Origin of the sequence: Variovorax sp. AB1(2024), from assembly GCF_037482385.2 — a bacterium.
In the GTDB taxonomy this organism is placed as follows: Bacteria; Pseudomonadota; Gammaproteobacteria; order Burkholderiales; family Burkholderiaceae_C; genus Variovorax.
Map to the genome: position 1 here is coordinate 5,522,801 of NZ_JBBHKP020000001.1, position 23,886 is coordinate 5,546,686.

At 65.4% G+C, this 23,886-nt stretch carries 23 protein-coding genes, 1 tRNA gene and 2 pseudogenes; 19 read left to right on the forward strand and 7 right to left on the reverse strand.

Annotated features, from left to right (window positions below; translation table 11 throughout):
• Nucleotides 1–83: 83 nt before the first annotated feature.
• A complete protein-coding gene (locus WIX39_RS25875) occupies nt 84–464 on the reverse strand; it encodes an STN domain-containing protein (RefSeq protein ID WP_155742486.1) in 381 nt (126 codons plus the stop codon).
• A 228-nt stretch (nt 465–692) separates the two neighbouring features.
• Here WIX39_RS25875 and WIX39_RS25880 point away from each other — a divergent pair, with 228 nt between their 5' ends.
• The 19 genes and pseudogenes from WIX39_RS25880 to WIX39_RS25970 all read left to right on the forward strand — a co-directional run bounded on the left by WIX39_RS25880 (nt 693) and on the right by WIX39_RS25970 (nt 20,234).
• Nucleotides 693–1,250: an RNA polymerase sigma factor gene (locus tag WIX39_RS25880; RefSeq protein ID WP_234382352.1), complete on the forward strand. Its 558-nt coding sequence runs from the start codon at nt 693–695 to the stop codon at nt 1,248–1,250.
• Nucleotides 1,247–2,299, forward strand: coding sequence for a FecR family protein (locus WIX39_RS25885; RefSeq protein WP_409196186.1), 1,053 nt, complete (start codon nt 1,247–1,249; stop codon nt 2,297–2,299). Before WIX39_RS25880 ends, WIX39_RS25885 begins: the two co-directional genes overlap by 4 nt.
• A 72-nt stretch (nt 2,300–2,371) precedes the next feature.
• Entirely contained in the window at nt 2,372–4,906 is a 2,535-nt protein-coding gene (locus WIX39_RS25890; RefSeq protein WP_409196187.1) for a TonB-dependent receptor domain-containing protein, read from the forward strand.
• 1 nt (nt 4,907) lies between these two features.
• Nucleotides 4,908–6,320, forward strand: coding sequence for an MFS transporter (locus WIX39_RS25895; RefSeq protein WP_081267870.1), 1,413 nt, complete (start codon nt 4,908–4,910; stop codon nt 6,318–6,320).
• A 72-nt stretch (nt 6,321–6,392) separates the two neighbouring features.
• Nucleotides 6,393–8,063 carry a serine hydrolase domain-containing protein gene (locus WIX39_RS25900; protein WP_172839841.1) on the forward strand — a complete coding sequence of 557 codons (1,671 nt, stop codon included), beginning with the start codon at nt 6,393–6,395 and terminating at the stop codon, nt 8,061–8,063.
• A pseudogene (locus tag WIX39_RS25905) lies at nt 8,060–9,499 on the forward strand (M81 family metallopeptidase); the annotation flags it as partial. The gene WIX39_RS25900 and the pseudogene WIX39_RS25905, both read left to right, overlap by 4 nt.
• A gap of 162 nt (nt 9,500–9,661) precedes the next feature.
• A pseudogene (locus WIX39_RS25910) lies at nt 9,662–10,456 on the forward strand (alpha/beta fold hydrolase); the annotation flags it as partial.
• Complete coding sequence (locus tag WIX39_RS25915; RefSeq protein ID WP_409196188.1) at nt 10,453–11,637, forward strand: alanine racemase; 1,185 nt, start codon at nt 10,453–10,455, stop codon at nt 11,635–11,637. The pseudogene WIX39_RS25910 and the gene WIX39_RS25915, both read left to right, overlap by 4 nt.
• A 44-nt stretch (nt 11,638–11,681) precedes the next feature.
• Nucleotides 11,682–12,527, forward strand: coding sequence for a MotA/TolQ/ExbB proton channel family protein (locus WIX39_RS25920; RefSeq protein ID WP_409196189.1), 846 nt, complete (start codon nt 11,682–11,684; stop codon nt 12,525–12,527).
• A 43-nt stretch (nt 12,528–12,570) separates the two neighbouring features.
• A complete protein-coding gene (locus WIX39_RS25925; protein ID WP_409196190.1) occupies nt 12,571–12,993 on the forward strand; it encodes an ExbD/TolR family protein in 423 nt (140 codons plus the stop codon).
• Between the two features lie 16 nt (nt 12,994–13,009).
• On the forward strand, nt 13,010–13,444 hold the full coding sequence (locus WIX39_RS25930) for an ExbD/TolR family protein (protein ID WP_409196191.1): 435 nt from the start codon (nt 13,010–13,012) through the stop codon (nt 13,442–13,444).
• Complete coding sequence (locus tag WIX39_RS25935; protein WP_409196192.1) at nt 13,441–14,097, forward strand: energy transducer TonB; 657 nt, start codon at nt 13,441–13,443, stop codon at nt 14,095–14,097. The genes WIX39_RS25930 and WIX39_RS25935 overlap by 4 nt, the downstream gene beginning before the upstream one ends.
• A gap of 164 nt (nt 14,098–14,261) precedes the next feature.
• A complete protein-coding gene (locus WIX39_RS25940) occupies nt 14,262–14,741 on the forward strand; it encodes a hypothetical protein (RefSeq protein WP_409196193.1) in 480 nt (159 codons plus the stop codon).
• A 63-nt stretch (nt 14,742–14,804) separates the two neighbouring features.
• A complete protein-coding gene (locus WIX39_RS25945) occupies nt 14,805–16,598 on the forward strand; it encodes an ATP-binding protein (protein ID WP_409196194.1) in 1,794 nt (597 codons plus the stop codon).
• A 473-nt stretch (nt 16,599–17,071) separates the two neighbouring features.
• Entirely contained in the window at nt 17,072–17,656 is a 585-nt protein-coding gene (locus WIX39_RS25950) for a hypothetical protein (protein ID WP_409196195.1), read from the forward strand.
• A complete protein-coding gene (locus WIX39_RS25955; RefSeq protein WP_409196196.1) occupies nt 17,653–18,903 on the forward strand; it encodes a GmrSD restriction endonuclease domain-containing protein in 1,251 nt (416 codons plus the stop codon). The genes WIX39_RS25950 and WIX39_RS25955 overlap by 4 nt, the downstream gene beginning before the upstream one ends.
• Nucleotides 18,904–18,928: 25 nt before the next feature.
• On the forward strand, nt 18,929–19,141 hold the full coding sequence (locus WIX39_RS25960) for an SOS response-associated peptidase family protein (RefSeq protein WP_409196197.1): 213 nt from the start codon (nt 18,929–18,931) through the stop codon (nt 19,139–19,141).
• Between the two features lie 60 nt (nt 19,142–19,201).
• Nucleotides 19,202–19,450: a hypothetical protein gene (locus tag WIX39_RS25965; protein WP_409196198.1), complete on the forward strand. Its 249-nt coding sequence runs from the start codon at nt 19,202–19,204 to the stop codon at nt 19,448–19,450.
• Entirely contained in the window at nt 19,425–20,234 is an 810-nt protein-coding gene (locus WIX39_RS25970) for an NYN domain-containing protein (protein ID WP_409196199.1), read from the forward strand. The genes WIX39_RS25965 and WIX39_RS25970 overlap by 26 nt, the downstream gene beginning before the upstream one ends.
• A gap of 48 nt (nt 20,235–20,282) precedes the next feature.
• Here the strand turns inward: WIX39_RS25970 and WIX39_RS25975 are convergent, their stop codons facing one another.
• From WIX39_RS25975 to rph, 6 genes are all read right to left on the reverse strand, one after another.
• Nucleotides 20,283–20,498: a hypothetical protein gene (locus WIX39_RS25975; RefSeq protein ID WP_409196200.1), complete on the reverse strand. Its 216-nt coding sequence runs from the start codon at nt 20,496–20,498 to the stop codon at nt 20,283–20,285.
• 68 nt (nt 20,499–20,566) lie between these two features.
• The gene (locus tag WIX39_RS25980; RefSeq protein WP_409196201.1) at nt 20,567–21,022 is read right to left on the reverse strand and encodes an integrase arm-type DNA-binding domain-containing protein; all 456 of its coding nucleotides are present in this window, start codon (nt 21,020–21,022) and stop codon (nt 20,567–20,569) included.
• Between the two features lie 66 nt (nt 21,023–21,088).
• Nucleotides 21,089–21,176 (reverse strand) — tRNA-Ser (locus WIX39_RS25985).
• A gap of 32 nt (nt 21,177–21,208) precedes the next feature.
• On the reverse strand, nt 21,209–22,471 hold the full coding sequence (hemW, locus tag WIX39_RS25990; RefSeq protein WP_081269833.1) for a radical SAM family heme chaperone HemW: 1,263 nt from the start codon (nt 22,469–22,471) through the stop codon (nt 21,209–21,211).
• Nucleotides 22,471–23,076: an RdgB/HAM1 family non-canonical purine NTP pyrophosphatase gene (rdgB, locus tag WIX39_RS25995; RefSeq protein ID WP_409196202.1), complete on the reverse strand. Its 606-nt coding sequence runs from the start codon at nt 23,074–23,076 to the stop codon at nt 22,471–22,473. Before rdgB ends, hemW begins: the two co-directional genes overlap by 1 nt.
• Before the next feature lie 59 nt (nt 23,077–23,135).
• The gene (gene rph, locus WIX39_RS26000) at nt 23,136–23,870 is read right to left on the reverse strand and encodes a ribonuclease PH (protein ID WP_285410017.1); all 735 of its coding nucleotides are present in this window, start codon (nt 23,868–23,870) and stop codon (nt 23,136–23,138) included.
• Nucleotides 23,871–23,886: the final 16 nt, after the last annotated feature.

The window sequence follows — 23,886 nt, forward strand, 5'->3', positions numbered from 1 at the left end:
CCTTGAATACGCGGCATCGGCATGTATGCGCATCCGCGCCCCATGCAGCGTAGTTCGGTCGCTCCCGCGCGAAAGTTACGCCGTCACTGCTTCTTTTCTGCTGCGCCGGCCGCCGCAGCCGCGGTGGGGGCCGGCGCGATCAGCACCATCGCCCCGTCCTGCCCCCGCCGTATGCGCAGCCGCGTGCCGTCCAGCAGGCGCTCCAGCGCCGCGTCGGGCGCGATCCTGCCCTTGACGCCGCGCGTCGACAGGCCCTTCACGTCTTCCATCTTGTAGATCAGCTGCACGCCCGACTGCGCGATGTAGACGTCCAGCGCGGGCCGCAGTTCGCCGCCACCGACGTCGAAGTCCCGCGCGTTGGCCCATGCGAGGCCCCCGATCAGTGCGCATCCCAGGCCGACGGCGAGGTGCCGCCTGGCCATTGCGGCGCGAAGGATGGGGTTCTGCCTCCCGATTCGATTCATGTCTTTGTATTTCCAGCGAGCTGTTTTTTCTCGTACTCCCATGAGACGAGCGCGCGCGCGCTTTCCGGTAACGCCGCGCCCCATTTCAGTGCTCCTAGAATTCGCGCCGCATCGCGCGTTACCGGAAATCTTCTGGCCGTTCGTCTCAGTGTGTGTCGCCATTCCCGGCGACGCGCCGTATCCCCATCCGGCCATTTTTCCAGGAGCGCTTTTTTGGTTCTCAGTGACTTGGACAACTGGTTCGTCAGCGAAGTGCTGCCGATGGAGGCGGCGCTCACGCGTTTCCTTCGCCGCAACTGGCGCGACGAAGCCGAAGTACCCGACCTGCGCCAGGATGTCTACGTGCGCATCTATGAATCCGCCGCCAAAGCCGTGCCCGAACTGGTGAAGCCCTTTGTCTTTGCCACGGCCCGCAACCTGTTGATCGACCGCGCGCGGCGTGCGCAGATCGTGTCGATCGAAATCATTGCCGACCTCGACGCGCTCGACTTCTCGGCCGACGAGCTCACGCCCGAGCGCCATGCCGCGGGCCGCGGCGAGCTGCGGCTGCTGCAGACGGCGCTCGACGCCCTGCCGCCCAAGTGCCGCCGCGTGGTGGAGCTGCGCAAGATCGACGGCCTGCCGCAGCGCGACGTCGCCATCTTGCTCGGCATCACCGAGGACACGGTCGAGCGGCAGGTGTCGCGCGGCGTGCGCGCGCTGGCGGACGCCATGCTCTCCAGCGGCGTGCAGCTCGACACCAAGGCTTTCGGCCGGGCACAGAACGAAAAGAAACTTTCACCATGACCGAAGCCGAACGCATCGAATCCGCGGCCGCCGACTGGCTGGCGCGCCGCGACAGCGGCAGCTGGACCGACACCGACCAGCAGCAGCTCGACGCCTGGATTGCCGAGTCCGTCGCGCACCGCATCGCGTGGCTGCGCCTGTCCAGCGTCTGGGAGCGCGCCGACCGGCTCGGCGCCCTGCGCACGCCAGCGGCACCCGCGGCCGCTGCGGCGGCGCCCGGGGTCATTCCCATCCCGCTGCCGGCAACCGCGCCCGCGCGCCCCGGCACTCGTGGGCACCGCGCGTTTCAGCTGCCGCGTTTTTCAACACAGCGCATCGCGGCCAGCATGCTGATCGCGGCCGCCGGCTGCAGCTGGCTCGGCTGGAAGTACACGCAGGACTGGCGCAGCGAGCACTACGCCACCGCCGTGGGCGCGCGCCAGTCGGTCTCGCTGCCCGACGGCTCGGTGCTCACGCTGAACACCGCCACCCACCTGCGCACTGTCGTGAATGCCAGCGGACGCAAGGTGTGGCTCGAAGACGGCGAGGCCTACTTCGACATCGCGCACGACAAGGCGCACCCCTTCGTGGTGATCGCCGGCGACCGCCGCATCACCGTGCTGGGCACGCGCTTCGTGGTGCGACGCGACGGCGAACAGGTGAACGTGGTGGTCGAGGAAGGCCGCGTGCAGATCGCATCGGCCAGCAACGAGCGCGGCACCGACAAGAGCGCGAAGAGCGGCGAGCCCACCGTGCTCGTGCGCAACCAGGCGGCTGTTGCCAGCGCGAACAACGTGCTGGTGATCTCGAAGGCGCCGAAGCAGATCGACGACGAATTGAGCTGGCGCAAGGGCAAGCTGGTGTTCGACCAGACCTCGCTGGGCGATGCGGCCGCGCAGTTCAACCGCTACAACACGCGCAAGCTGGTGATCGCCGATCCCGCGCTCGCGCGCATCCGCATCGGCGGCAGCTTCGATGCCAACAACATGGGCGGCTTCGTGGCACTGCTGAAGCAGGGCTTCGGCCTTTCGGTGCAGGAAAGCGGCAACGAAACAAGAATTTCAAACTAGCTTATTACCGGAATGTGACCGGGCATTCGTCTCAGTGAATACCGAACAAAGCCACACTGGAGACCGACACCCATGACCCGAATCGAGCAAGCCGCAAGCCTGCCCTCCAAGAAAAAGAAGCAGCAGAAAACAAGCAGGCCGGCGGGCCTTCCGGTGGCGATCCGCCACTGGGTCATCGGCGGCACGTGCGCACTGATGACAGGGCTGCCCGCGATGGCGCAGGCACAGCCGCAGGTCCAGGCGCAGCAGGTCTTCGACGTGGGTGCCGGCGACCTGAAGGCGGCGCTCGACGCCTACATCGCGCAGGGCGGCGTGCAGCTGCTCTACAAGGTCGACGACGTGAAGGGCATGGTCACGCGCGGCGTGAAGGGCGCGCTGCCGCCGCAGGAGGCGCTGTCGCGCATTCTCGAAGGCACGCCGCTGCTCACGCGCCGCGGCGACGACGGCGCGATCGTGATCTACACCGCCGCGCCCGTCGTGGCGAAGCCGACCACCGACGAGCCACAGTCGCTCGACAGCGTCACCGTCACGGCCACGCGCCGCCGCGAGCCGGTGCGCGAGGTGCCGATGCAGGTCAACGTGATGAAGGCCGAGACGCTGGAGCGCGCCGGCGCCAAGAACCTCGCCGACTACGTGGCCGAGCAGCCGGGCGTGAACATGACGAGCAGCGGCAGCGTGGGCGGCATCCTGACAATGCGCGGGCTGACCACCGGCCCGGTGCAGGGCATTGCCACTGTCGGCGTGTATGTGGACGACGTGGCCACGGGGCTGAGCTCGTCCGGCGCGCTCGCCGGCTTCACGCCGCTGGACATGGGCATGCTCGACCTGAACCACATCGAGGTGCTGCGCGGCCCGCAGGGCACGCTGTACGGCGCCGGCGCCATGAGCGGCGTGCTCAAGTACGTGACCAACCAGCCCGACACGATGGAGTTCGCGGGCTCGGTGAAATTCGGCACCTCGTGGACGCAGGGCGGCGGCCCGGGCTTCACGACCGGTGCGGTGCTCAACGTGCCGCTGAAGGAAGACGTGGCGGCCGTGCGCTTCGCCGCCTTCACCGACCAGCTCGGCGGCAGCTATGACGCGTCCGGCCCGGCACGGGGCCGCAACATAGACCGCGGCCATACCGACGGCGGCCGGGTCTCGGTGCTGCTGACGCCCACCAGGGAACTCACGGTGCGCCTGACGGGCACCGTGCAGGACGTGAAGCGCCAGGGCCTGGGCTTCGAGGACATCGACAGGCGCACCCTTCGCCCGTGGGGCCTCGACCGCACGCGCCAGCTGTCGTCCCGCGAGCCCTACACCAACAAGACGCAGCTGTTCGGCCTGGACGTGGAGTACGACTTCGGCTGGGCGCGCCTGAACTCGATCACCTCCGCGCAGGACGTGAAGATCACCAACTCCGTCGACCTCACCGCCCTCTATGCGCCGGCGCTCGCCGCGCTGCGCCTGTCGGCCGCCTCGGCGCCGCTGGCCAGCGCCGTGGAGCAGCACCGCGTGAGCCAGGAGTTCCGCCTGACCTCGCGCTCGGGGACCACCATCGAGTGGCTCGCCGGCATCTACCTGAACCGCGAACGCGGCGCCAACGACGGCACCCTCAGCGCGAACCTCAACGGCGGGCTGGGCAGCAAGACCTTCCTCGCGTCGACGCAGTCTTCGCGCTACCGCGAGGAGGCCTTCTATGGCGACGTCACCTGGAACGCGACGCCCGCGCTGTCGTTCACCGGCGGCATGCGGCTGGCGCGCAACAACCAGCGCTACGCCAGCAAGCAGTCGGGCACGCTGGTCGGGCCGGTCGATGCCAACGCCAGCGGCACCTCGTCGGAGAGCCCCACCACCTACCTCGCCGCGGCCAAGTACACGCTGTCGGAGACCAGCAACGTCTACTTCCGTGCAGCCAGCGGCTACCGCCCCGGCGGCCCGAATGTGCTGAAGGCCGACACCGACCGCAGGATCGTGCAGCCGATGTACAAGTCGGACTCGCTGTGGAGCTACGAGCTCGGCTACAAGGCCGACCTGCTGGACCGCAAGCTGTCTCTGGAAGCCGCGCTCTACGACATCGAATGGCGCGACGTGCAGCAGCCCACCAGGAGCGGCGGCTTCGTGTTCGTCACCAACGCCGGCGGCGCCCGCGTCAAGGGCGGCGAACTCACGCTCAATTGGAAGCCCAGCAAGGAGTGGCGCTTCACAGCCAACGCCGCGCTCATCGATGCGCGCCTCACCGAAGACGCCAAGGGCCTGGACGCCAAGGCGGGCACCCGCCTGCCCCAGACACCGCGCTTCGCGACCACGCTGGGCGTGACGCGCAACTTCAGCATTGCCGAGCACCCGGCCTACTTCGGCGTCAGCGCACGCTACACCGGCAAGCGCGACGCGGGCTACGCCGGCAGCTCGACCATTCCGAGCATCAAGATGCCGGCGTACACATTGGTCGACCTGCAGGCGGGCATCGACTTCCAGCGCTTCAGCCTCTCGGCCTATGTGCGCAACCTGACGAACAAGCGCGGCTTCCTGTCGATCGACACCGGCCTGACGGCGAACCCGAACCTGGTGCAGGCGGCACTGGCGCCTTCGCGCACCGTCGGCCTGGCCGTCAACGTTCCCTTCTGAGATGTCGAGCATCAATCCGCTGGCGGCCGCGTTGCCGCCGGATGCGGCGAGCGCCGCCGCGCCCGGAACGGCTCGAAAAGCACCGGCCAGCGCCTGGTACGCGCTGGCGGTGCTGGTCATCGCGACCGTGCTGGGCTCGATCGACAAGGTCATCCTCACGCTGCTGACGGAGCCGATGCGCATTGCGCTGTCGCTCTCCGACACGCAGCTGGGGCTGCTGCAGGGCGCGGGCATCGTGCTGTTCACCGGCATCGCCACGCTGCCCCTGGGCTGGCTCAGCGACCGCTACGACAGGCGCGTGGTGCTGGCCGCCTGCGTGCTGCTGTGGAGCGCCGCCACGGCCATGCGCGGCACCGCCATGGACTACGGCGTGCTGTTCATCGCCTCCATCGGCCTGGGCGTGGGCGAAGCGGGCCTCGGGCCCATCACCAACAGCATGATCCCCGACCTGTTCCCGCGCGCGCAGCGGGTGCTGGCCAACGCGGTGTTCGCGCTGTCGGCCATCTTCGGCAGCGCCTTGGGCGCCCTGCTGGGCGGCACCGTGGTGCACCTGACGGACGACCTGCGGCACTGGCTGCCCGCATCGATGCAGCAGCTGGAGGCATGGCGGCTGACCTTCTTCGTGATGGCCTCCGCCGGCATCCCGGTGACGCTGCTGGTGTTGTCGATCCGCCGCACCCGGCGCGGGGGCGCGCAGCCCGTTTCTCCAGCGGCTGGCGCAATGCCCGCAGCCGCTGCCGACGATGTTGACGATGCCGTCAGCACCATCAGCTTCCGCGACCACCTGCGCCAGCACTGGCGCACGTTCGCGGGCCTGGTGATCGGCGCGGGCCTGGCGAGCATCGGCATGAGCTCCATCGGCACCTGGCTGCCGATCATGGCGGCGCGCCAGTACGGCGTCACGCCGGCGCAGATGGGACAAGGCATGGGCATCGCCTTTCTGTGCGGCACGGTGATCGGCGGCCTGCTGGGCGTGGCGGCGATGCGCTACGTGCAGCCCCGCATGGGGCCGGCCGCCGCGCTGCGCATCATCATGCTGGGCAACCTCACGGCCGCGCTGCTGTCGTCGCTGCTGCTGTTCACGCGCTCGGCGACCGACGCATTCACGCTGCTGGCGCTGCTGGTCGTGCCGCTCATCAGCGGCGCGGTGCTGCTGCCCAACGTGCTGCAGGACGCGGCGCCGCCGCACCTGCGCGCCCGCACCATCGCGCTGCTCTCCGTGGCCGGCCTGCCGTTCGGCGTGGTGGGTCCGCTGGTGGTCGGCATGTTGTCGGACGCCCTCAAGTCGGTGCCCAACGGGCTGGCGGTGGCCATCGTCGCCACGACGCTGATCGGCGGCGTCATGGGCGCCATGGTGCTGCGCGCCACCGAAGGCCCGTTCGTGCGCCTGATGCGTGCGGCGCGGCCCACCTGAGCCTGCCCGGCTTTCTTCTTTCTTCCCTCCCTCTTTCGTCGTCCTTCCATGCCACAACAACCCTCGCCTTCATTGCCTGACACCCCATCTTCGCCAGCCGCCGCGGAGGCCGCAGCGCTGGCCGCCATCGACGCACTGGTGGCGCCTTTCAGCCGCAGCGACGCGCCCGGCATGGTCATCGGCATCGCGCGCAACGGCCGCCTGTTGTACCGCCGCGCCGTCGGCATGGCCAGCCTGGAGATGGGCGTGGCCAACACGCCGGCCACGCGCATGCGCATCGCCTCCACCAGCAAGCACTTCACGGCAATGGCCATCCTGCTGCTGGCGGAAGACGGCCTGCTCGACATCGACGACGCGGTGCACAAGCACCTGCCCGAGATGCCGCGGCTGAGCGCCAACGGCCCCACGCTGCGCCACCTGATGACCCACACGGGCGGCTGCCGCGCCCATGACGAGCTGTGGGCCATGGCGCACGGCCTCACCTTCACGCAGCCCGGCCCGGGGCTGCCCGCGATGGTCCGCCAGAGCGAGCTGAACTTCGAGCCAGGCACGCAGATGGTCTACAGCAACGGCGGCTACTTCCTGCTGGCGAAGATCATCGAGCGCGTGAGCGGACAGAGCTACGGCGACTTCCTGAAAGCGCGCCTGTTCGGGCCGCTGGGCATGCCCGACACCGCATCGGTCGCGACCGATCTCGACGTGGTTCCCGGTTTGGCCGGCCTCTACATCGCGTCGCCGCGCGGCGGATGGCAACGCGGCCTGTACCCGTGCGAGCTCGACGGCGGCGGCTCGCTGGTGTCGACGGTGGACGACATGCTGCGCTGGCTCGCGCACATGCGCAGCAGCGAGAAGATCGTGGGCAGCCCGCAGAGCTGGGCCATGCTGTCGGAACCCACCACGCTGTCGTCGGGTTCGAAGGTGAGCTACGGCTTCGGGCTCGCGCGCCATCCCTATCGCGGGGTCGAGATCGTCCACCACGCGGGCGCGGTGCTCGGCGCCCAGTCGCAGATGCTCAGCGTGCCCAGCCACGGGCTGGACATCATCGTCATGGTGAACGGCGCCCCGGTGGCGCCGTCGCCGCTGGCCCTCAAGGTGGTGGAGCTGCTGCTGGCCGACGCGCTGCAGCCGCCTGAAGTGCGCCCCCAGGCCAGTGCGTTCCCCGCGCTCGTCGGCCAGAACTACCACGAGCCGTCCACCGGCAGCGTGATGGGCTTTTCAGATGTCTCGGGCAGGCTGTGCATGTCGTGGCAGGCCGGCGATGCAAGGCCGATGCACCAGGGCGAAGGCAAGCTGTGGCTGGGCCTGCAGGACCTGCCGCTCAACGACCTCGTGCTCGACGCCAGCGACATCGATCCGCAACGCGCGCCCGACACGCTGGTGCTGCACGAAGGCGGCCAGCCGCGCCGCTTCGAGCGCATTGCAGCGGCCGCGCCCGAGCTCGCCACGCTGGCCGAACAGCTGTGCGGCGACTACACGAGCGCCGACCTGGACGCCACCGCGCGGGTGGCGCTCGCGGGCGGCAGGCTGCTGCTCACGGTGCATGGCCGCCACGGCCAGCACGCCTGCGCGCTGACGCCGCTGTCGGCCGACGTGATGACGCTCGTCTCGACCGACCCGGTGCTGGGCCAGATGGGCAAGTCGGTCCTCACCGTGGCGCGCAAGGAAGGCCGGGTCACGGGACTGCGGCTGAGCACCCTGCGCACCCGCAACATCCAACTCGCACGCCAGGAGCCACGCGCATGAAGTTCTTCACCACCCTCTTCGCCACCGAAACCAACACCTTCGTCTCCGCGCCCACCGGGCTGGGCAGCTTCGAGGAATACGGCATCTTCCACGGCGACTCCAGCACGCGCGACGCATCCGGCTACGGCATGTTCGCGGTGGAAGTGCGCAAGCAGCTGGCCGCCGAAGGCCACGAGCTGGTCGAGAGCCTGCTGGCCTTCGCGCAGCCGCTGGGCCGCACCGTGCGCCCCGTGTACGAAAGCCTGCGCGACGAGATACTGGACGACCTTCGCAAGGCCGGCCCGGTGGACGGCGTGATCCTGGTGCTGCACGGCGCCATGGTGGCCGACGGCTACGACGACTGCGAAGGCGACCTGATCTCGCGGGTGCGCGCCATCGTCGGCCCGAAGGTGACCATCGGCGTGTCGCTCGACCTGCACTGCCACTTCACGCAGCAGATGCTGACCGAGTCGGACGTGATCATCTGCTACAAGGAATATCCGCACACCGACGCGCTCGACCGCCTGCAGGAGCTGGTCCGCATCGTGGTGGACACCGCGCAGGGCCGCGTGCAGCCGGTCACCGCCGTGCACGACTGCCGCATGGTGGGCAAGTGGCACACCACGCGCGAACCCATGGCCGGCTTCGTGCGCCGCATGGAAGCCTGCGAGAAGCTGCCCGGCGTGCTGTCGGTATCGCTGGGCCATGGCTTCCCCTGGGCCGACGTGCCCGAGTCCGGCGCCAAGCTGTGGGTGGTGACCGACAACGACCCCGCGCTGGCCGCCAGGCTGGCCGACGAACTGGGCCGCGAGTTCTGGGCGCTGCGCCACCAGACCGGCGTGCCTTCGCTCTCCATCGACGAGACGCTGGAGCGGGCCATGGCCACGCAAGGCGGCCCGGTGGTGATTGCCGACACCGCCGACAACGCCGGCGGCGGCGCCACCAGCGACAGCACCTTCGTGCTGCGCGCACTGCTCGAGCGCGGCATCGGCAACGTGGCCTTCGGCGGCGTCTGGGACCTGGGCGCGGTGCAGCTGTGCCGCGACGCGGGCGTCGGCGCCAGCTTCGAGCTGCGGCTGGGCGGCAAGTGCGGCCCGGCCTCGGGCGACCCGATCGACCTGCACGTGACCGTCAAGGCCGTACGGGAAGCGCATTCGCAACGCGGCCTCGTGCCCGGCAACCACACGCCCATGGGCCCGTGCGTGTGGGTGCAGGCCGCGAACGGCGTGGACATCGTGCTCATCAGCAAGCGCAACCAGGTCATCGGCTCCGACCTCTTCACGGGCCTGGGCATCGACCTGGCGGCCAAGAAGCTGGTGGTGGTGAAGTCGGCGCAGCACTTCCATGCGGAGTTCGGGCCGATCGCCAAGTCGGTGCTGTACGTGTCGACGCCGGCCGCGCTGAGCACCGACTTCGCCAACCTGCCCTACCGCGTGCGCGACCTCGACTACTGGCCGCGCGTGGAAGAGCCGAGGCGCGGTGCCGCCGGCGCACTGCCGTCGTCGGTGGACGGGCGCGGCATGCCCGCGCCGGGCGAGCTGTACATCGTCGACGGCCGCAAGATGCACCTGCAGCGCAGCGGCCCCGCGCCGGCCAGTGCGTCGCATCCCACGCTGGTGCTCGAAGCCGGCGGCGGCTGCGCCTCGCCTGTCTACGCACGCCTGCAGAAGGCGCTGTCGGCCAAGTACCCGGTGATCAGCTACGACCGCGCCGGCATGGGCTGGAGCGAGGCAGACGACGCGCCCTTCGACGGAAAGCGCAACGCGCAGCATCTGCATGCGCTGCTGGCCGCTGCCGGCGTGACCGGCCCGATCGTGCTGATCGGCCATTCGCTGGGCGGGCTGCTGAACCGCATCTATACCGGCCTGTATCCGGAGCAGGTGGCCGGCGTGGTGATGCTCGACGCCAGCCATCCGGAGCAGTTCGAAGTTTTCAAGGGCCTGCCGGCAGAAACGTTGGCGCCGGAGCGCAGGAAGCGCGCCGAGTTCCAGGCCGGCGGCCTGCCGCCGCCGGAGTTTGCGCCGGTCCAGGCCATCTTTGCCGACATGCCCCATGTGCTGCGGCAGATGGCCGCGAACTACACGCCCGAAACCATCGACACGATGATGAAGGAACATGAAGGCCTGCAGCACGTCGCGCGGCAGGCGGGCGCGTCGCCGGACCTGGGCACGCGGCCGCTGTCGGTGCTTTCGGCCACGGTCATGCAGAAGCTGCCGCCGGGTGCCGAGGAAGGCGCCGAAGTGCAGCGGCGCTGGCCCGAGTACCAGGAGGCGCATGCGGCGCTGTCGAAGCGAAGCCGCCTGCATCGCATAGAAGGCGCCGAGCACATGACGCTGGTGGTGCTGCCGCCTTTCGTGAACCGCATTGCCGAAGAAGTCGACTGGGTCATGGCGGAGCTCGGATGCGCCCGATGACGCAGCTCTCGCACACGGCGCTTGCCGAGCTGAACACGCCGGCGCTGCTGCTCGACAGCACCGTCCTCGAACGCAACTGCGATGCGATGGCGCAGCGCGCGGCGCGCCACGGCGTGGCGCTGCGCCCGCACCTGAAGACTTCCAAGTCGGCCGAAGTGGCGCGCCTGGCCACACGCGGGCACAGCGGCGCCATCACCGTGTCCACCGTGGCCGAGGCCGACTACTTCGCGCGCTATGGCTTCCTGGACCTGACCTACGCAGTGGGCATCAGCGCCGGCAAGATCGATGCGCTGCATCGCGTGCAGCGCATGCACGGCGCCCGCGTGAACCTGCTCGCGGACTGCGTTGGCGCGGTGCGGGCGGCGGCCGCGCGTGCGCGCGCCCTGGGCGCGAGCTTCGGACTGCTGATCGAGGTCGACACCGGCGGCGGCCGCGGCGGTGTATCGCCCGACGATGAAGAGACGCTGCTCGCCATCGCGGCCGAAGTGCAACGCAGCGAATCGCTGACGCTGGCCGGCGTGCTCACCCACGCCGGCCACAGCTACCACGCCGAGGGGCTGGATTCGATCCGCGCCATCGCCGAGGCCGAGCGCGCCGGCGCGGTGCGTGCCGCCGAGTGCCTGCGCGCGGCCGGCTTCACGGTCGATGTGGTCAGCGTGGGCGCCACGCCGACCGCGGTGTGCGCCGAGCGGCTGGACGGCGTCACCGAAATGCGCCCCGGCGTCTACACCTTCTTCGACCTGGACCAGGCCGCGCGCGGCATCTGCGGCATCGAGGACATCGCGCTGTCGGTGCTGGCCACGGTGATCGGCCACAACCCGCGTTCGCGCCGCGTGCTCATCGACGCCGGCGCGCTCGCGCTGTCGAAGGACGAGTCGGCAGCCGAGTTCCGCGGCGGCCTGGGCTTCGGGCTGGTATGCCGCGCGGACGCCACCACGCCGTTGCCCGGCCTGCGCGTGGCCGAGCTGCACCAGGAGCACGGCCTGATCGCCACCGAAGGCGATGGCGAAGACGACCTGCGGGCCATGTTCGAGGCACTGCCCATCGGCAGCCGCGTGCGCATTCTTCCGCATCACGCCTGCATGACCGCGGCCCCCTACGACCGCTACCACGTGGTGCGCGGCAGCAGCGCGAGCGTGTACGCCGTGTGGGGCAAGGCCCTCGGCTGGCGCGCGGCCTGAACGCTCGCCCGCATCGCCCTCCGTTTTGTTTTTTGGAGTCAAACATGATGAAGACCTTTTTCGCGAAGCTGATGGCCGTGGCCGCTCCGCTCGCCCTGGCGCTCTGCCTGACCGCCGCGCCGAACGCCGTCAACGCCCAGGCCACGCCGGAACCCTCGCCCGCCGTTGCGCCCATAGCCACTGCTGCCCCCGCGGCACCGGCCGCGGTGCCGGCGGCAGCGGCCACCAAGGTCGACAACCCCTACGGCATCGGCGCGCTCTGGGCGCAGAGCGACCTGGTGGCCAAGGCCGTGCTGGCCATCCTCGCGATCATGTCGATGGGCAGCTGGTACGTCATCGTCACCAAGCTGCTCGAGCAGATGCGCATGGGCCGGCAGGCCAAGGAAGTCGACAACGAGTTCTGGAACGAGGGCAGCGTGCAGGCCGGCACCGCCAAGCTCGCCGAGGGCAGCCCCTTCCGCTTCATCGCCGATGCGGGCGTGCATGCCACGCGCAAGCACGACGGCCTGCGCGGCAAGGTCGACTTTGCCGACTTCGTCGACCTGTGCATCCACCGCGCCACCGAACGCGTGAACCGGCGCCTGAGCAACGGCATGTCGCTGCTGGCCACCGTGGGCTCCACCGCGCCTTTCGTGGGCCTGTTCGGCACCGTCTGGGGCATCTACCACGCGCTCACCGCCATCGGCATTGCGGGCCAAGCGTCGATCGACAAGGTGGCCGGGCCCGTGGGCGAGTCGCTCATCATGACCGCCATCGGCCTGGCCGTGGCCGTGCCCGCGGTGCTGGGCTACAACTGGCTCCTGCGCCGCAACATCACGGTGATGGACGACGTGCGCGAATTCAGCGGCGAGCTGCACTCCGTGATCCTGTCGGGCCGGGCCACCGCCTGAACGCCGCGCCACCACCGCACGCGAAGCGAGCCACACCATGGCGATGAACATCCCATCCGGCGGCGGCGACGAGGAACAGGCCATCGCGGCCATCAACACCACGCCGCTGGTCGACGTGATGCTGGTGCTGCTGATCATCTTCCTCATCACCATCCCGGTGGTCAATTACTCGGTGCCGGTGGAGGTGCCGAAGCAGCGCAACGAGGTGCGCGAGAGCAAGCCCGACACCATCGTGCTGTCGGTGGACACGGCCGGGCGCATCTACTGGTACGACACGCCCGTGCGCGACGTGAACAGCCTGGCCGAGCGGCTGAAGAAAGCGGCTGCCCTCAACCCGCAGCCCGAGGTGCACATCCGCGGCGACTGGCACTCGGTGTACGAGCCGGTGGGAAAGATCATCTACGCGTGCCAGTCGGCCGGCATCGTCAAGGTCGGCTTCATCACCGAGCCGCCCGCGCGCAACTGAGAACACACACACAGCCATGCGAAAAGAAAAACAGGGGCGCCGCAGCGGCACCCCCACCGACGAGCCCATGATGGACATCAACACCACGCCGCTGATCGACGTGATGCTGGTGCTGCTGATCATGCTCATCATCACCATCCCGATACAGCTTCACGCGGTGAACCTGAACATGCCCAACGGCAACCCACCGCCCAGCGACATCAAGCCCGAGGTGCTGCGCGTGGACATCGACGAGCGCAGCACCGTGCTGTGGAACGGCGAGGCCGTGGCCGAGCTGGCCGAGGTGGAGCGGCGCTTCGAGCAGCTCGCGGCGCAACCGGTGCAGCCCGAAGTGCACCTGCGCCCCGACAAGCAGGCCCGCTACGACGTGGTGGCCGGCGTGATGGCCTCGGCCCAGCGGTCGGGCCTGACCAAGCTGGGCATCATGGGCTCGGAGCAGTTCGTGCCATGAGCCGCGCCAACGACTTCGACCCCAAGTCACGCTTCGGCCCCGTAGGCATCGGCGTGATGGTGCTGTTCCACGTGCTGGTGGGCTACGCGCTGGTCTCGGGCCTGGCGCGCAAGACCATCGAGATGATCAAGAAGCCGATGGACGCGACCATCATCACGGAAGTGAAGGTGCCGCCACCGCCGCCCCCTCCCCCGCCGCCTCCACCGAAGAAGATCATCCGGCAGGAAACGCCGAAGGCACCGCCGCCACCGCGCCCGGCCTACGTGCCGCCGCCGGCGGTAACGCCACCGCCGAGCACCGCGCCCGCCATCACCGCGGTGCAGAGCACCGAGCCGGTGGCGCCACCGCCCGCCGCGCCGCCGGCACCGCCCGCGCCTCCCGCTCCGCCGCAAGCCGCGTCCACCGACATCGCGGTGGCATGCCCCAGGCAGGTGAAGCCCGAGATGCCGCGCAAGGCGCTGGACGAAGGCATCGGCGGCGTCGTCAAGGCCGAGGTGCGCATCAAGGGCGGGCACGTGACGGAAGTGCGCTTTCTCTCCGGGCCCAAGGTCTACCAATCGGCAGTGCGCTCGGCGATGATGCGCTACGAATGCCAGACCACGGGTGACGCCGAGGTCGTGGCAACGCAGGAGTTCGTCTTCAGGATCGAATGAGCGAGAAGGCCCGGCGCTAATGCCGGGCTAATCCTTCTCGCACGCCGACACCTTTGCGCCACCAGCGGTTTCGTAAATTCAACGCAGCTTTACGGTTCGTTCATCAAAACGGCTCGGCTGCGGGAAGAACATGCAGGGTCCGGCAGGCAAAGGAAGACGACGCCATGGCATCCAATCCATCGCAACCCACAGGCCGCACGGCCGCATCACCATCCCCCGAACCCACGTCCGACGAAACGGCGATCCCCGCGCTGGTGGCGCAGGTGTACGAGTCCGCCCCCACCGACGACCGCCGCCGCCTCGTGGAGACACTGCTGCGCCCGCTGGGCGTACTCTCGCTGGTGGCCATTGCCAACGGCATCTTCGCGAAGATCCGCTTCCGCAGCGCGGGCCAGGACCTGAACGTGCGCATCGACGATCTGCAGAACGTGCACGCCGCCGACATGGTGGCGCTGGTCCATCACGCGCAGCAGGTCAGCGTCGAGACTGTGGACAGTCTTGCGCAGTTGCTGGGCAGTTCGGGGGCGCTGGCGGGCTCTGCGGCTGCGGCGCTGCTTATCGGGCTGCTGGTGCAGCGGGCACGTTCGCGGCATGGCTCGCAGCAGGCGCAGCAGATTGACGACGGGTCGCTGGATCCGCTGTGAGCAGCGAGGCGAAAGCCTCACATGCAGAATCGGTGCAACGTCGCACGATCCGCCGGCCTCCCATTGAACAACCCCACCATCGACACCCCCAACGACCTGCGTGTTCTGCGCGAGCATCTTTCTTCCGTCTATGCAGCGCGAATGGCCGGCGTTTGCGGCCACCTTTGCTTCACCTTCATCGGCGGAGCGATGGGGTACTTCTATTTGAAGTTGCCGTTGGTGCTGCCTTTCGTGGCGATGCTCGCCTGCGCTAATTTGTACGTGCTGTTGTCGCCGCGCTGGGATGCCGGCGTACCGCTGGCCGATGGTCCACGTTGGGCGCGCAGGCACACGTTCCAGATGACTCTGATCGGAGCGGCCACCGCACCCGTGCCCTGGTTTTTCGTTTCGACGCAGAACCCGCAAGTCACGGCCCTCATGGCCATACTGATCATGGTCGGCTGCGGCCTGGCCATGCAATCCTTGTGGCCCATGACCGCCTCGCTGTTCGGCTATGGCATTCCGATGATGGGAGGGCTGATCGGTGCGTTGCTCTGGCACAGCGACGGAATCAACCTGTTCTTGGCTGCGGTAGGCAGTGCGTATCTGCTGTTTGCCCTGCGCCGCGGCGTCCTGCAGAACAAGCAATTGACCGACGCGCTGATTCTGCGCTTCGAGAACGAGTCGCTCGCAACCCGCCTTGGCGAGCAGATTGCGGCGACCGAACGCGCCAGCGCGGAGAAGACGCGCTTCCTTGCCGCGGCCAGCCACGATCTGCGCCAACCCCTGCACGCCATCGCGCTGTTCGGAGCGGCGCTCCAGAAGGCGCTCCATGACCACCCCGAAAGTCAGAACGCGGAGCGGCTCATGCGCTCGGTCAATGCGCTCGGCCACTCGCTGGACACCATGCTCGACGTCTCGCGTCTCGACGCAGGCGTGATCACGCCGGACATCCAGCCCATTGCGCTCGACGCACTCCTGGTGTCGCTCAATCACGTGTTCCTGGCCCGCGCCGAGCAGGCAGGTCTGCAATTGCGCGTACGTGCTGGCGGTGTGTGGGTACACAGCGACCAGCTGCTGCTGCAAAGGATGCTCTCGAACCTGGTGGACAACGCGCTCAAATACACGCCGCGCGGCGGCGTCGTCGTCCGCGTGCGTTCGCGAGGCGAGCGCGTGTGGATCGAAGTGCGCGACACGGGCATCGGTATGGCGCCCGAACAACTGGAGCGCATCTTCGAGGAGTTCTATCAGATCAACAACTCGGAACGCGACCGTGCACGCGGCCTTGGCATCGGGTTGTCCATCGTGCAACGGCTATCGCGGCTTCTGGATCATCCCGTCGAAGTTCAGTCGCAGGTCAGTCGCGGCACGCGCTTTCGTGTGTATGTGTCTGCAACGCGCCGTCCAGCCGGCACGCCAATCAGCCACGTGCCGGCCACGCTTCCGCAGGAAGAGTCGATGCGGCAGCCGCCGGCCCAGCCTCTATCACGCGCTTTGCCTCGGCGCGTACTGCTCATCGACGACGAAGCCGAAATCCGCAGCGCAATGAGCGCGTTGCTGCGCGCGCACGCATTCGATGTCCAGGCGGTCGTCGACGAACGCGCAGCGGCCATGGCTCTGGCTCAGGCGGAATCCGATGGGCGGCCGTTCGAACTGCTGTTGTGTGACTTCCGACTGGCCGACGGCGGCAGCGGACTCGAAGCCGGCCTGCGCCTGCATCGGCGCAATGGCAAGCCGATGCCGCTGCTTCTTATCACTGGCGAGACCGCGCCAGAACGCCTTCAGCGCGTGCGCGATTCAGGTGTGCCGGTCTTGTTCAAGCCGGTGAATGCGGACAGGTTGTTGCAGGCGATCGATACGGCACTGGGAGCCGCGTAGGCGCGGCGATGCTGCAGCGAGGACCAATTTGCCAAATGGAAAAGTCCTGTCGCAGGGAATGCGCGGGACTTACAAGAACTGCCAGAGATTGATTCTGGCGGAGAGTGTGAAAGCTGAAACTTGTTTCTTATCAGATAGTTACCCACCGCATACCATGACAGATACCTTGGTCTGCCGAAGGCTAGCTCGCATCATCTAAGCACTCTCTCTCGCGTGATTGAAAAGTCGAAGGACAAGCGGCAAATATCCAGCATCGATGCGTCGTCCGAGCGCCTCCCCCTGTCGGCGAGCCTACCCCTATGACGCGGAGCGCAGCGCGGCGCCTCACCGGTTGTCATTTGGCCTCGTGCCGCATCGCCAAGACCGACCGCCGCCGACCGACTCAGTAGTTGCACCAGTACGAGGGGACAGCTTTACCCGCCTGAAACATACAGAAACAGATACAGTCTCCTTGGTTCTTCTACTTGCAACTTATGACCACCGCAGAGTTTATTGCAGCCTTGAAGGAGCATGGACCAAAGCACGTTTATCACAATTGCCTTTTAAGCAATGACGTGTTTTTGTTCGCTCAGTCATTCAATGCCCCCTCAGATGTGATTTACCACGAGTTTAAAGGCAAAGTATCAACTGCCTTAAATATTGCGGCACCCAACATCGCGATTGTCGGAAGCGCCAAAACTGGATTTAGCCTTACCCCTGGTCGCGGATTGAGTCCTTTCCACTCGGAGTCTGATCTAGACCTTGTCTTGGTTTCGTCCAAGTGGTTCAAATATCTCTGGGATGCACACTTGGAGTATATGTACAGCTATTCAGGAATAAGCTACAAGAACACTGCGAAGGAAGTATTTCGCCATTTCATTTCAATAAAGACCGAAGAAATATCAGGCGAAAAGCTCAATTTCTTCAAGGACTGGATAGAGGTGGCCGACGCCCTACGAAAAGACTTGCAGATTGAATTCAAGCTGCCAAGCGAAATCAATTACCGAATATACGAAGATTGGTACTTCGTCGAAAAATATCACCTTGCCGGAATTAATCAACTTCAGGGTCAGCTATGACAATAGTCTCCAATATGATTACCGAAAGTCGACCCATCAAGTGGGTATTCGACGAGTTCAAGAAAGGGAATCTTTATGTTGACGAATCGTTTCAAAGAAACTTCACTTGGATCAGGAAGGATAAAATCTCTCTGTTAGAAACGATCATACTCGGCTATCCCATCCCCGAAATATATTTGTGGGAAACCAGCACAGATCCAACCACAGGGGACACCAAATATAGCGTTATTGATGGCCAGCAACGAATAAGAACCCTAGGCCTTTTCATCGACGGTGATCTAAAACTTACCGATTCCGGTTTGGAGTTTTCTGACGCCGCATATCGCGGAAAGTCATTCGAAGACCTGAGTTCGGCAATGAGGTCCGACATCTGGTCTTATAAAATTTCGATACGCTTTGTGAATTCGGCGGTTCACCGCGACGACATTGTAAAGATGTTTCTTCGATTAAACAAAACATCGAACGCACTTAACCCACAGGAACTGCGCAATGCAGAATTCAATGGGGAATTTCTTAAGGCATCAGAGCGAGTCGCGCAACTTGAGTTTTGGAGAAGATGGAATCTCTTTAGTGACACAGAGATTCGGCGCATGCAAGACATTCAATTCGCAAGCACGCTGCTTATTTTCATACGAAGCGGCTTCGAAGATGAAACAACACAATCAGCCATCAATAAGATGTATGATTTGTATAATGACTCATACCCTCAAATTGATGCCGATATCGCCAGCATTGAGGCAGCACTATCAATTCTAAATGAATTGTTGGCGCGAAGCGCCTATTTGCAAACACCATGGAAAAAGAAGACTCATCTTTACACGGTATTCACCGTGGCGGCATGGCTTGCAAAAATGAACATGACCAATTGGGACGCAATTACTGTAGCTCTCGACAATTGGTTTATGTGGACCGAACTAAACGATGTGCCACCGGAGGAATATACGGGCAGGCTTTATGAATATCATCGCCTGTCCCAAGAAGGAGTACAAAAGAAAGCCAATCGCCTAGCGCGCTTCGCAATTCTTACCGAGTACCTTCAAGAAGTAGTAAATGAGCAACCTCAAGCTGCAATTCGGAGTTCGCCAAACAAATATGAGGGCTCCTCATTTTTGAACCCTGCAGAGCCGCACGAGATCGAGTACTGGTCAAAAACACTCGGTGTAACCGAAGATCTCCTTCGAGAAACTATAAATTCTGTTGGCCCTCAACTCAACGCGATCCGTCAAGAGTTAGGAAAAAAAGCTTAAACCTGCCAGCGCATTCTCGATTGGCATGGCGCCATTCATCCGGCTTGGCCGAGGACGGCTCGGGCAATCGCCGCGTGGACGAGGCCGCCTTCGGTCTGTTTCCCGGTTTCGCGGAGGAACCGCCTACGGCCGCAAGACATACAACGCGCGCACAAAAACGGTCGCCAGCCCGCCCAGCTTCCGTAGTGCCTGGAAGAAGGGCCAGCGCTGCATTATCCCAGCCGAAGCTATCTTCTAGCCGAACTGGGAGTCCGGTAACGCCGTGCGGTGGCGCATCCAGCAGCTGGAAGAGGTACCCATGGGCATCGCCGGCATCTACAAGCAGTGGACATCGCCTGACGGCGAGAAGCTCTTCAGCTTCACCATGTTGGCGGTCAACGCCGACGGACACCCTTACCACCCCGAGCGAAGAAGACGAAGGCGGCCGAGCCGCCCGCCGGCGACAACGACGCCACACCGCCAGCGGCATTGGACCCATCGAAATTCGGCGCGTAAAGCAGTAGATTCACTTACAGCTATTGATGAGGTCTGCTTTGATTCAAAATAAATCGTATCTGTTTATCGACGGCGCCTATCTCACTCAGGCATTCGACGACCTCAGCAAGAAGTGGTTTGATGGTGTTGAACTGCCAATCAACTATTCACTGCTTGCATTGAACCATCAGAAGGTCTTCTACTACGACTGCCTTCCAGCTCAGAAAGATGGCGAATCGAACGACGACTTTTCAATCAGAAAGCTACCGCAGGAGCGCAAGTTTGAAACATTAAGAAATCTGAATGGCTGGCATGTCAATGAAGGGATCGCTAAGCACCGCAAGCGGCAAGGGGCGCAACAGAAAGAGGTTGACATCTTGATTGCGGTGGACATGCTTTCACATACACATCGAAGAAACATGGAGCGCTTGACCTTCATTGCCGGCGACCAAGATTTCTGCCCTCTCATTGAAGCTGTCGTACGAGAAGGCATGTTTGTCGAATTGTTCTACGACCCGACCTCAGTCTCGAAAGATTTGAAGAACTCCGCAGATTCCACTCGGAAGCTGGATCTGCTTACCGCCCATCAACTGCTTGACCCTAGGTTCATCGAGACTCACCCGATCCCGACACGATCTAACGCGACAAACCCGGGGGTTGCAAACGCCACCGCGATCAGAACTGGAACGCGCGAAGGCGAACTATTTGCTTTGCTCTTCAAACATGAAGCCGGGCTCAGCATCATCAATCAGAAAACGTCAACGGGATACTTTGCGCGCTTGGACGGCGGGACTGGGGACGAGACTCGCCTGATCGCAGTTCACGCCGATCTTTACGGCCCGGTTGATTGGCAGTAGTGACGGCAGCAGAGGACACCAAGGTCGCGCTTCAATAATCAACAGACCTCACTTTCCACGTCGCCCCGCAATTTCTGTCGTGCGCACGTCGAGCGCTGCGTTCAACTCAAGCTCGTAACCCTCGCGCAGCTCAATCTCTGCCATCGCCGCCGCCGCGAAGCGGTCAAGATCAACGCCAGGCGCGAGCGCTGCAGTCGGCATAGCTGGCCGCCCCGGCCGCATCACGCGGCATTCAACCGGAATCGGCACCTTCACCGACTGCACAGGCGCCACTCCGCAACCTGCGAGTACCGCGCAAAGGCCCATAGCGGCCCAGAGACGTGCGCAAACCTTCATTGCCCTGCCCTCCCCCTCAACCAGCCATCAACACGCACCTGAGCGCTCGCGCAGGCATCGATCGGCCGCGGGCCGAGGGCGGGGAACGCGTAGCGCTCTAAGGTGTTCTCGACCTGAATCTGATGTTTCCCGTTGGAAAGAGTCGGCAGCTTCGCCTTCAGCAAGTCACGCGCAACCGCCTCGAAGGTTGACGCGCTCGCTGCTGCAGGCGGCCCCTTACGAGCTGCCGCATGCGCCTTTCGAGCGTCAGCCAGGGTGACCGCAGGATAAAGGCCGTATGTCTTTGTCTTTTGCTTTCCACCGGCGGTGTAGTTGGCCCGCCAGCTTTTTGCCCCAGTGCGGGAGACGAATAAGTACATGGTATCGGCTAGAAAATGCCATGACTGATGCCATGTTTGGCGCTTGGCTAGGGGCGGTTTGAATCGGATCGCGTAAGACGCGAAAGGACGCACTCTCCAATGAAAAAATCCCGTCGCAGGGACTGCGCGGGACTTTCAAAAACTGCCAGAGATTGATTCTGGCGGAGAGTGTGAGATTCGAACTCACGGACGCTTTCACGTCGGCAGTTTTCAAGACTGCTGGTTTAAACCACTCACCCAACTCTCCGGAACCGCAGATTTTAAGCCGATGCAGGCGCCCTACTCTCCGTCCGGCAGGAACATCGCCTGCAGATCGCTCAGAAAGTCCAGCCCGCGTTCGGTGGGCCATACGCGAAACAGGTCGCGCGCCAGGAGCCCCTTGCGTTCGGCTTCTTCCAAACCGCGCTGGATGGCGGTCATCGCGAGCCCGGTGCGTTCGCTGAACTGGGGCAGCGTGAAGCCGGCCTTCAGCCTCAGCGCATTGAGCATGAACTCGAACGGCAGGTCGGCCAGCGCCACTTCGTCGCTCTGCGACACGGCGGCGCCGGCGCGCGCGTTGTCCATGTACAGCCGCGGCTCGCGGTAGCGCACCTGACGCACGATGCGGTGCGCAAAGCTCAGCTTGCTGTGCGCGCCTGCGCCTATGCCAAGGTAGTCGCCAAACTCCCAGTAGTTGCGGTTGTGCCCGCAGGCATGGCCTTCGCGCGCATAAGCCGACACTTCATAGCGCGTCATGCCGACGGCGCTGGTGCGTTCGGTGATGCGGTCGAGCATCTCGTAGGCGATGTCGTCCTCGGGCAGCGTGGGCGGGAACTTGGCGAACCAGGTGTTGGGCTCGATGGTCAGGTGGTACACCGACAGGTGCGGCGGCGCGAGCGACAGGGCTTGCGAGAGGTCGGCCTCCAGGCCCTCCAGCGTCTGGCCCGGCAGGGCGTACATCAGGTCGAGGTTGAAGGTGTCGAAGGCGCTCGCGGCCTCTTCGACTGCCGCAATGGCCTGCGCACGGTCGTGCACGCGGCCTAGCGCCTTCAGGTGCTCGTCGTTGAAGCTCTGCACGCCCACCGACAGGCGCGTGACGCCCGCGGCGCGGAACGCACGGAAGCGGTTGCGTTCGAAGGTGCCGGGGTTGGCCTCGAGCGTGATCTCGCAGTCGGGTGCGAGCTTCAGCCGCGCGCGCACGTCGCCCAGCAGGCGGTCGATGGCTTGTGGCGAAAACAGGCTCGGCGTGCCGCCGCCGATGAAGATGGTGTGCACGGTGCGCCCCCAGATGAGGGGCAGCGCCGCGTCCAGGTCGGCCACTAGCGCGTCGATGTACGCCTGCTCGGGAATGCCGTCGATGTCGGCCTCGCTGGCGGCACGCCATTCGTGCGAATTGAAGTCGCAATACGGGCACTTGCGCAGGCACCACGGCAGGTGGATGTAGAGCGACAGCGGCGGCAGCGCGCTGAGCTGCAGCGGGCCGGGCCGCATCCAGTGCAGCACGTCGTTGGCCTGCGGCGCGCCCGTGGGCTGCGCCGGCTGGATCGGGAAGACGGTGGCCATTACGCGGGCAGCCAGCGTTCGCGCATCAGGGCCAGCATGGCCTGCGCCGCGCGGCCACGGTGGCTGTTGGCGTTCTTGATCTCGGGCGTCAGCTGGGCGAAGGTCTTGCGGAAGCTCGGCAGGTACATCACGGGGTCGAAGCCGAAGCCGTTCTCGCCCACGGGCTCGGGCGCGATCTCGCCGACGACGCGGCCCACGGCGATGAGCGGCTCGGGGTCGTCGTGGCTGCGCAGCGCGACCAGCGTGCTGACGAGCGCGGCGCGCCGGTTGACGACACCGCTCATCTGTTCGAGCAGCGCCTTCACGTTGTTGGCGTCGCCCTTGGCGTAGCCGAACTGGGTGGCGTAGTAGGCGGTGTCGACGCCCGGCAGGCCGCCGAAGGCGTCGACGCACAGGCCGGCGTCGTCGGCAATGGCCGGCAGGCCGGTGGCGGCGCTGGCGTGGCGCGCCTTGGTCAGCGCGTTCTCGACGAAGGTGCGGAAGGGTTCTTCAGCCTCGCCCACGCCCAGTGCCGATTGCGGCACGAGCGTGACGGCCAGTTCCGCGAACAGTTGCTGGAGTTCGGCGAGCTTGCCTGCGTTGTTGGAAGCCAGAACCAGTTTCATAGAAAGTCAAAGTGGCTGTGGCGCCCGCCTTGAAGGCAGGTGCCAGTACCTGGAGGTGGTCAGTTGGCGGCGAGCAGCGCCTGCTTCTGCAGGGTCACGAGTTCGCCGATGCCCTTTTCGGCAAGGCCGAGCAGGCTGTTCATTTCTTCGCGGGTGAAGGCCACGCCTTCGGCGGTGCCCTGCACTTCGACGAAGTGGCCGGCGCCGGTCATGACGACGTTCATGTCGGTGTCGCAGGCGGAGTCTTCGGTGTATTCGAGGTCGAGCAGCGGCGTGCCTTCGACGATGCCCACCGAAATGGCGGCCACGTGGCCCTTGATGGGCGATGCGGCCAGCGTGCCGGCGGCGATGAGCTTGTTGACGGCGTCCTGCGCGGCCACGAAGGCGCCGGTGATGGCCGCGGTGCGCGTGCCGCCGTCGGCCTGCAGCACGTCGCAGTCGAGGTGGATGGTGCGCTCGCCCAGGGCGGCCAGGTCGAACACCGCGCGCATCGAACGGCCGATGAGGCGCTGGATTTCCTGCGTGCGGCCGGTCTGCTTGCCCTTGGCGGCCTCGCGGCTGCTGCGGGTGTGGGTGGCGCGCGGCAGCATGCCGTATTCGGCCGTGACCCAGCCTTCGCCGCTGCCCTTCTTGTGCGGCGGCACTTTCTCTTCGACCGACGCGGTGCACAGCACGCGGGTCTGGCCGAACTCGATCAGTACCGAGCCTTCGGCGTGAATGGTGAAGCCGCGGGTGATGCGCACCGGGCGCAGCTGGTCGGCGGCGCGGCCGCCGCTTCGTGTGAAAGCAGTCATTGTTTGAGACTCGAAA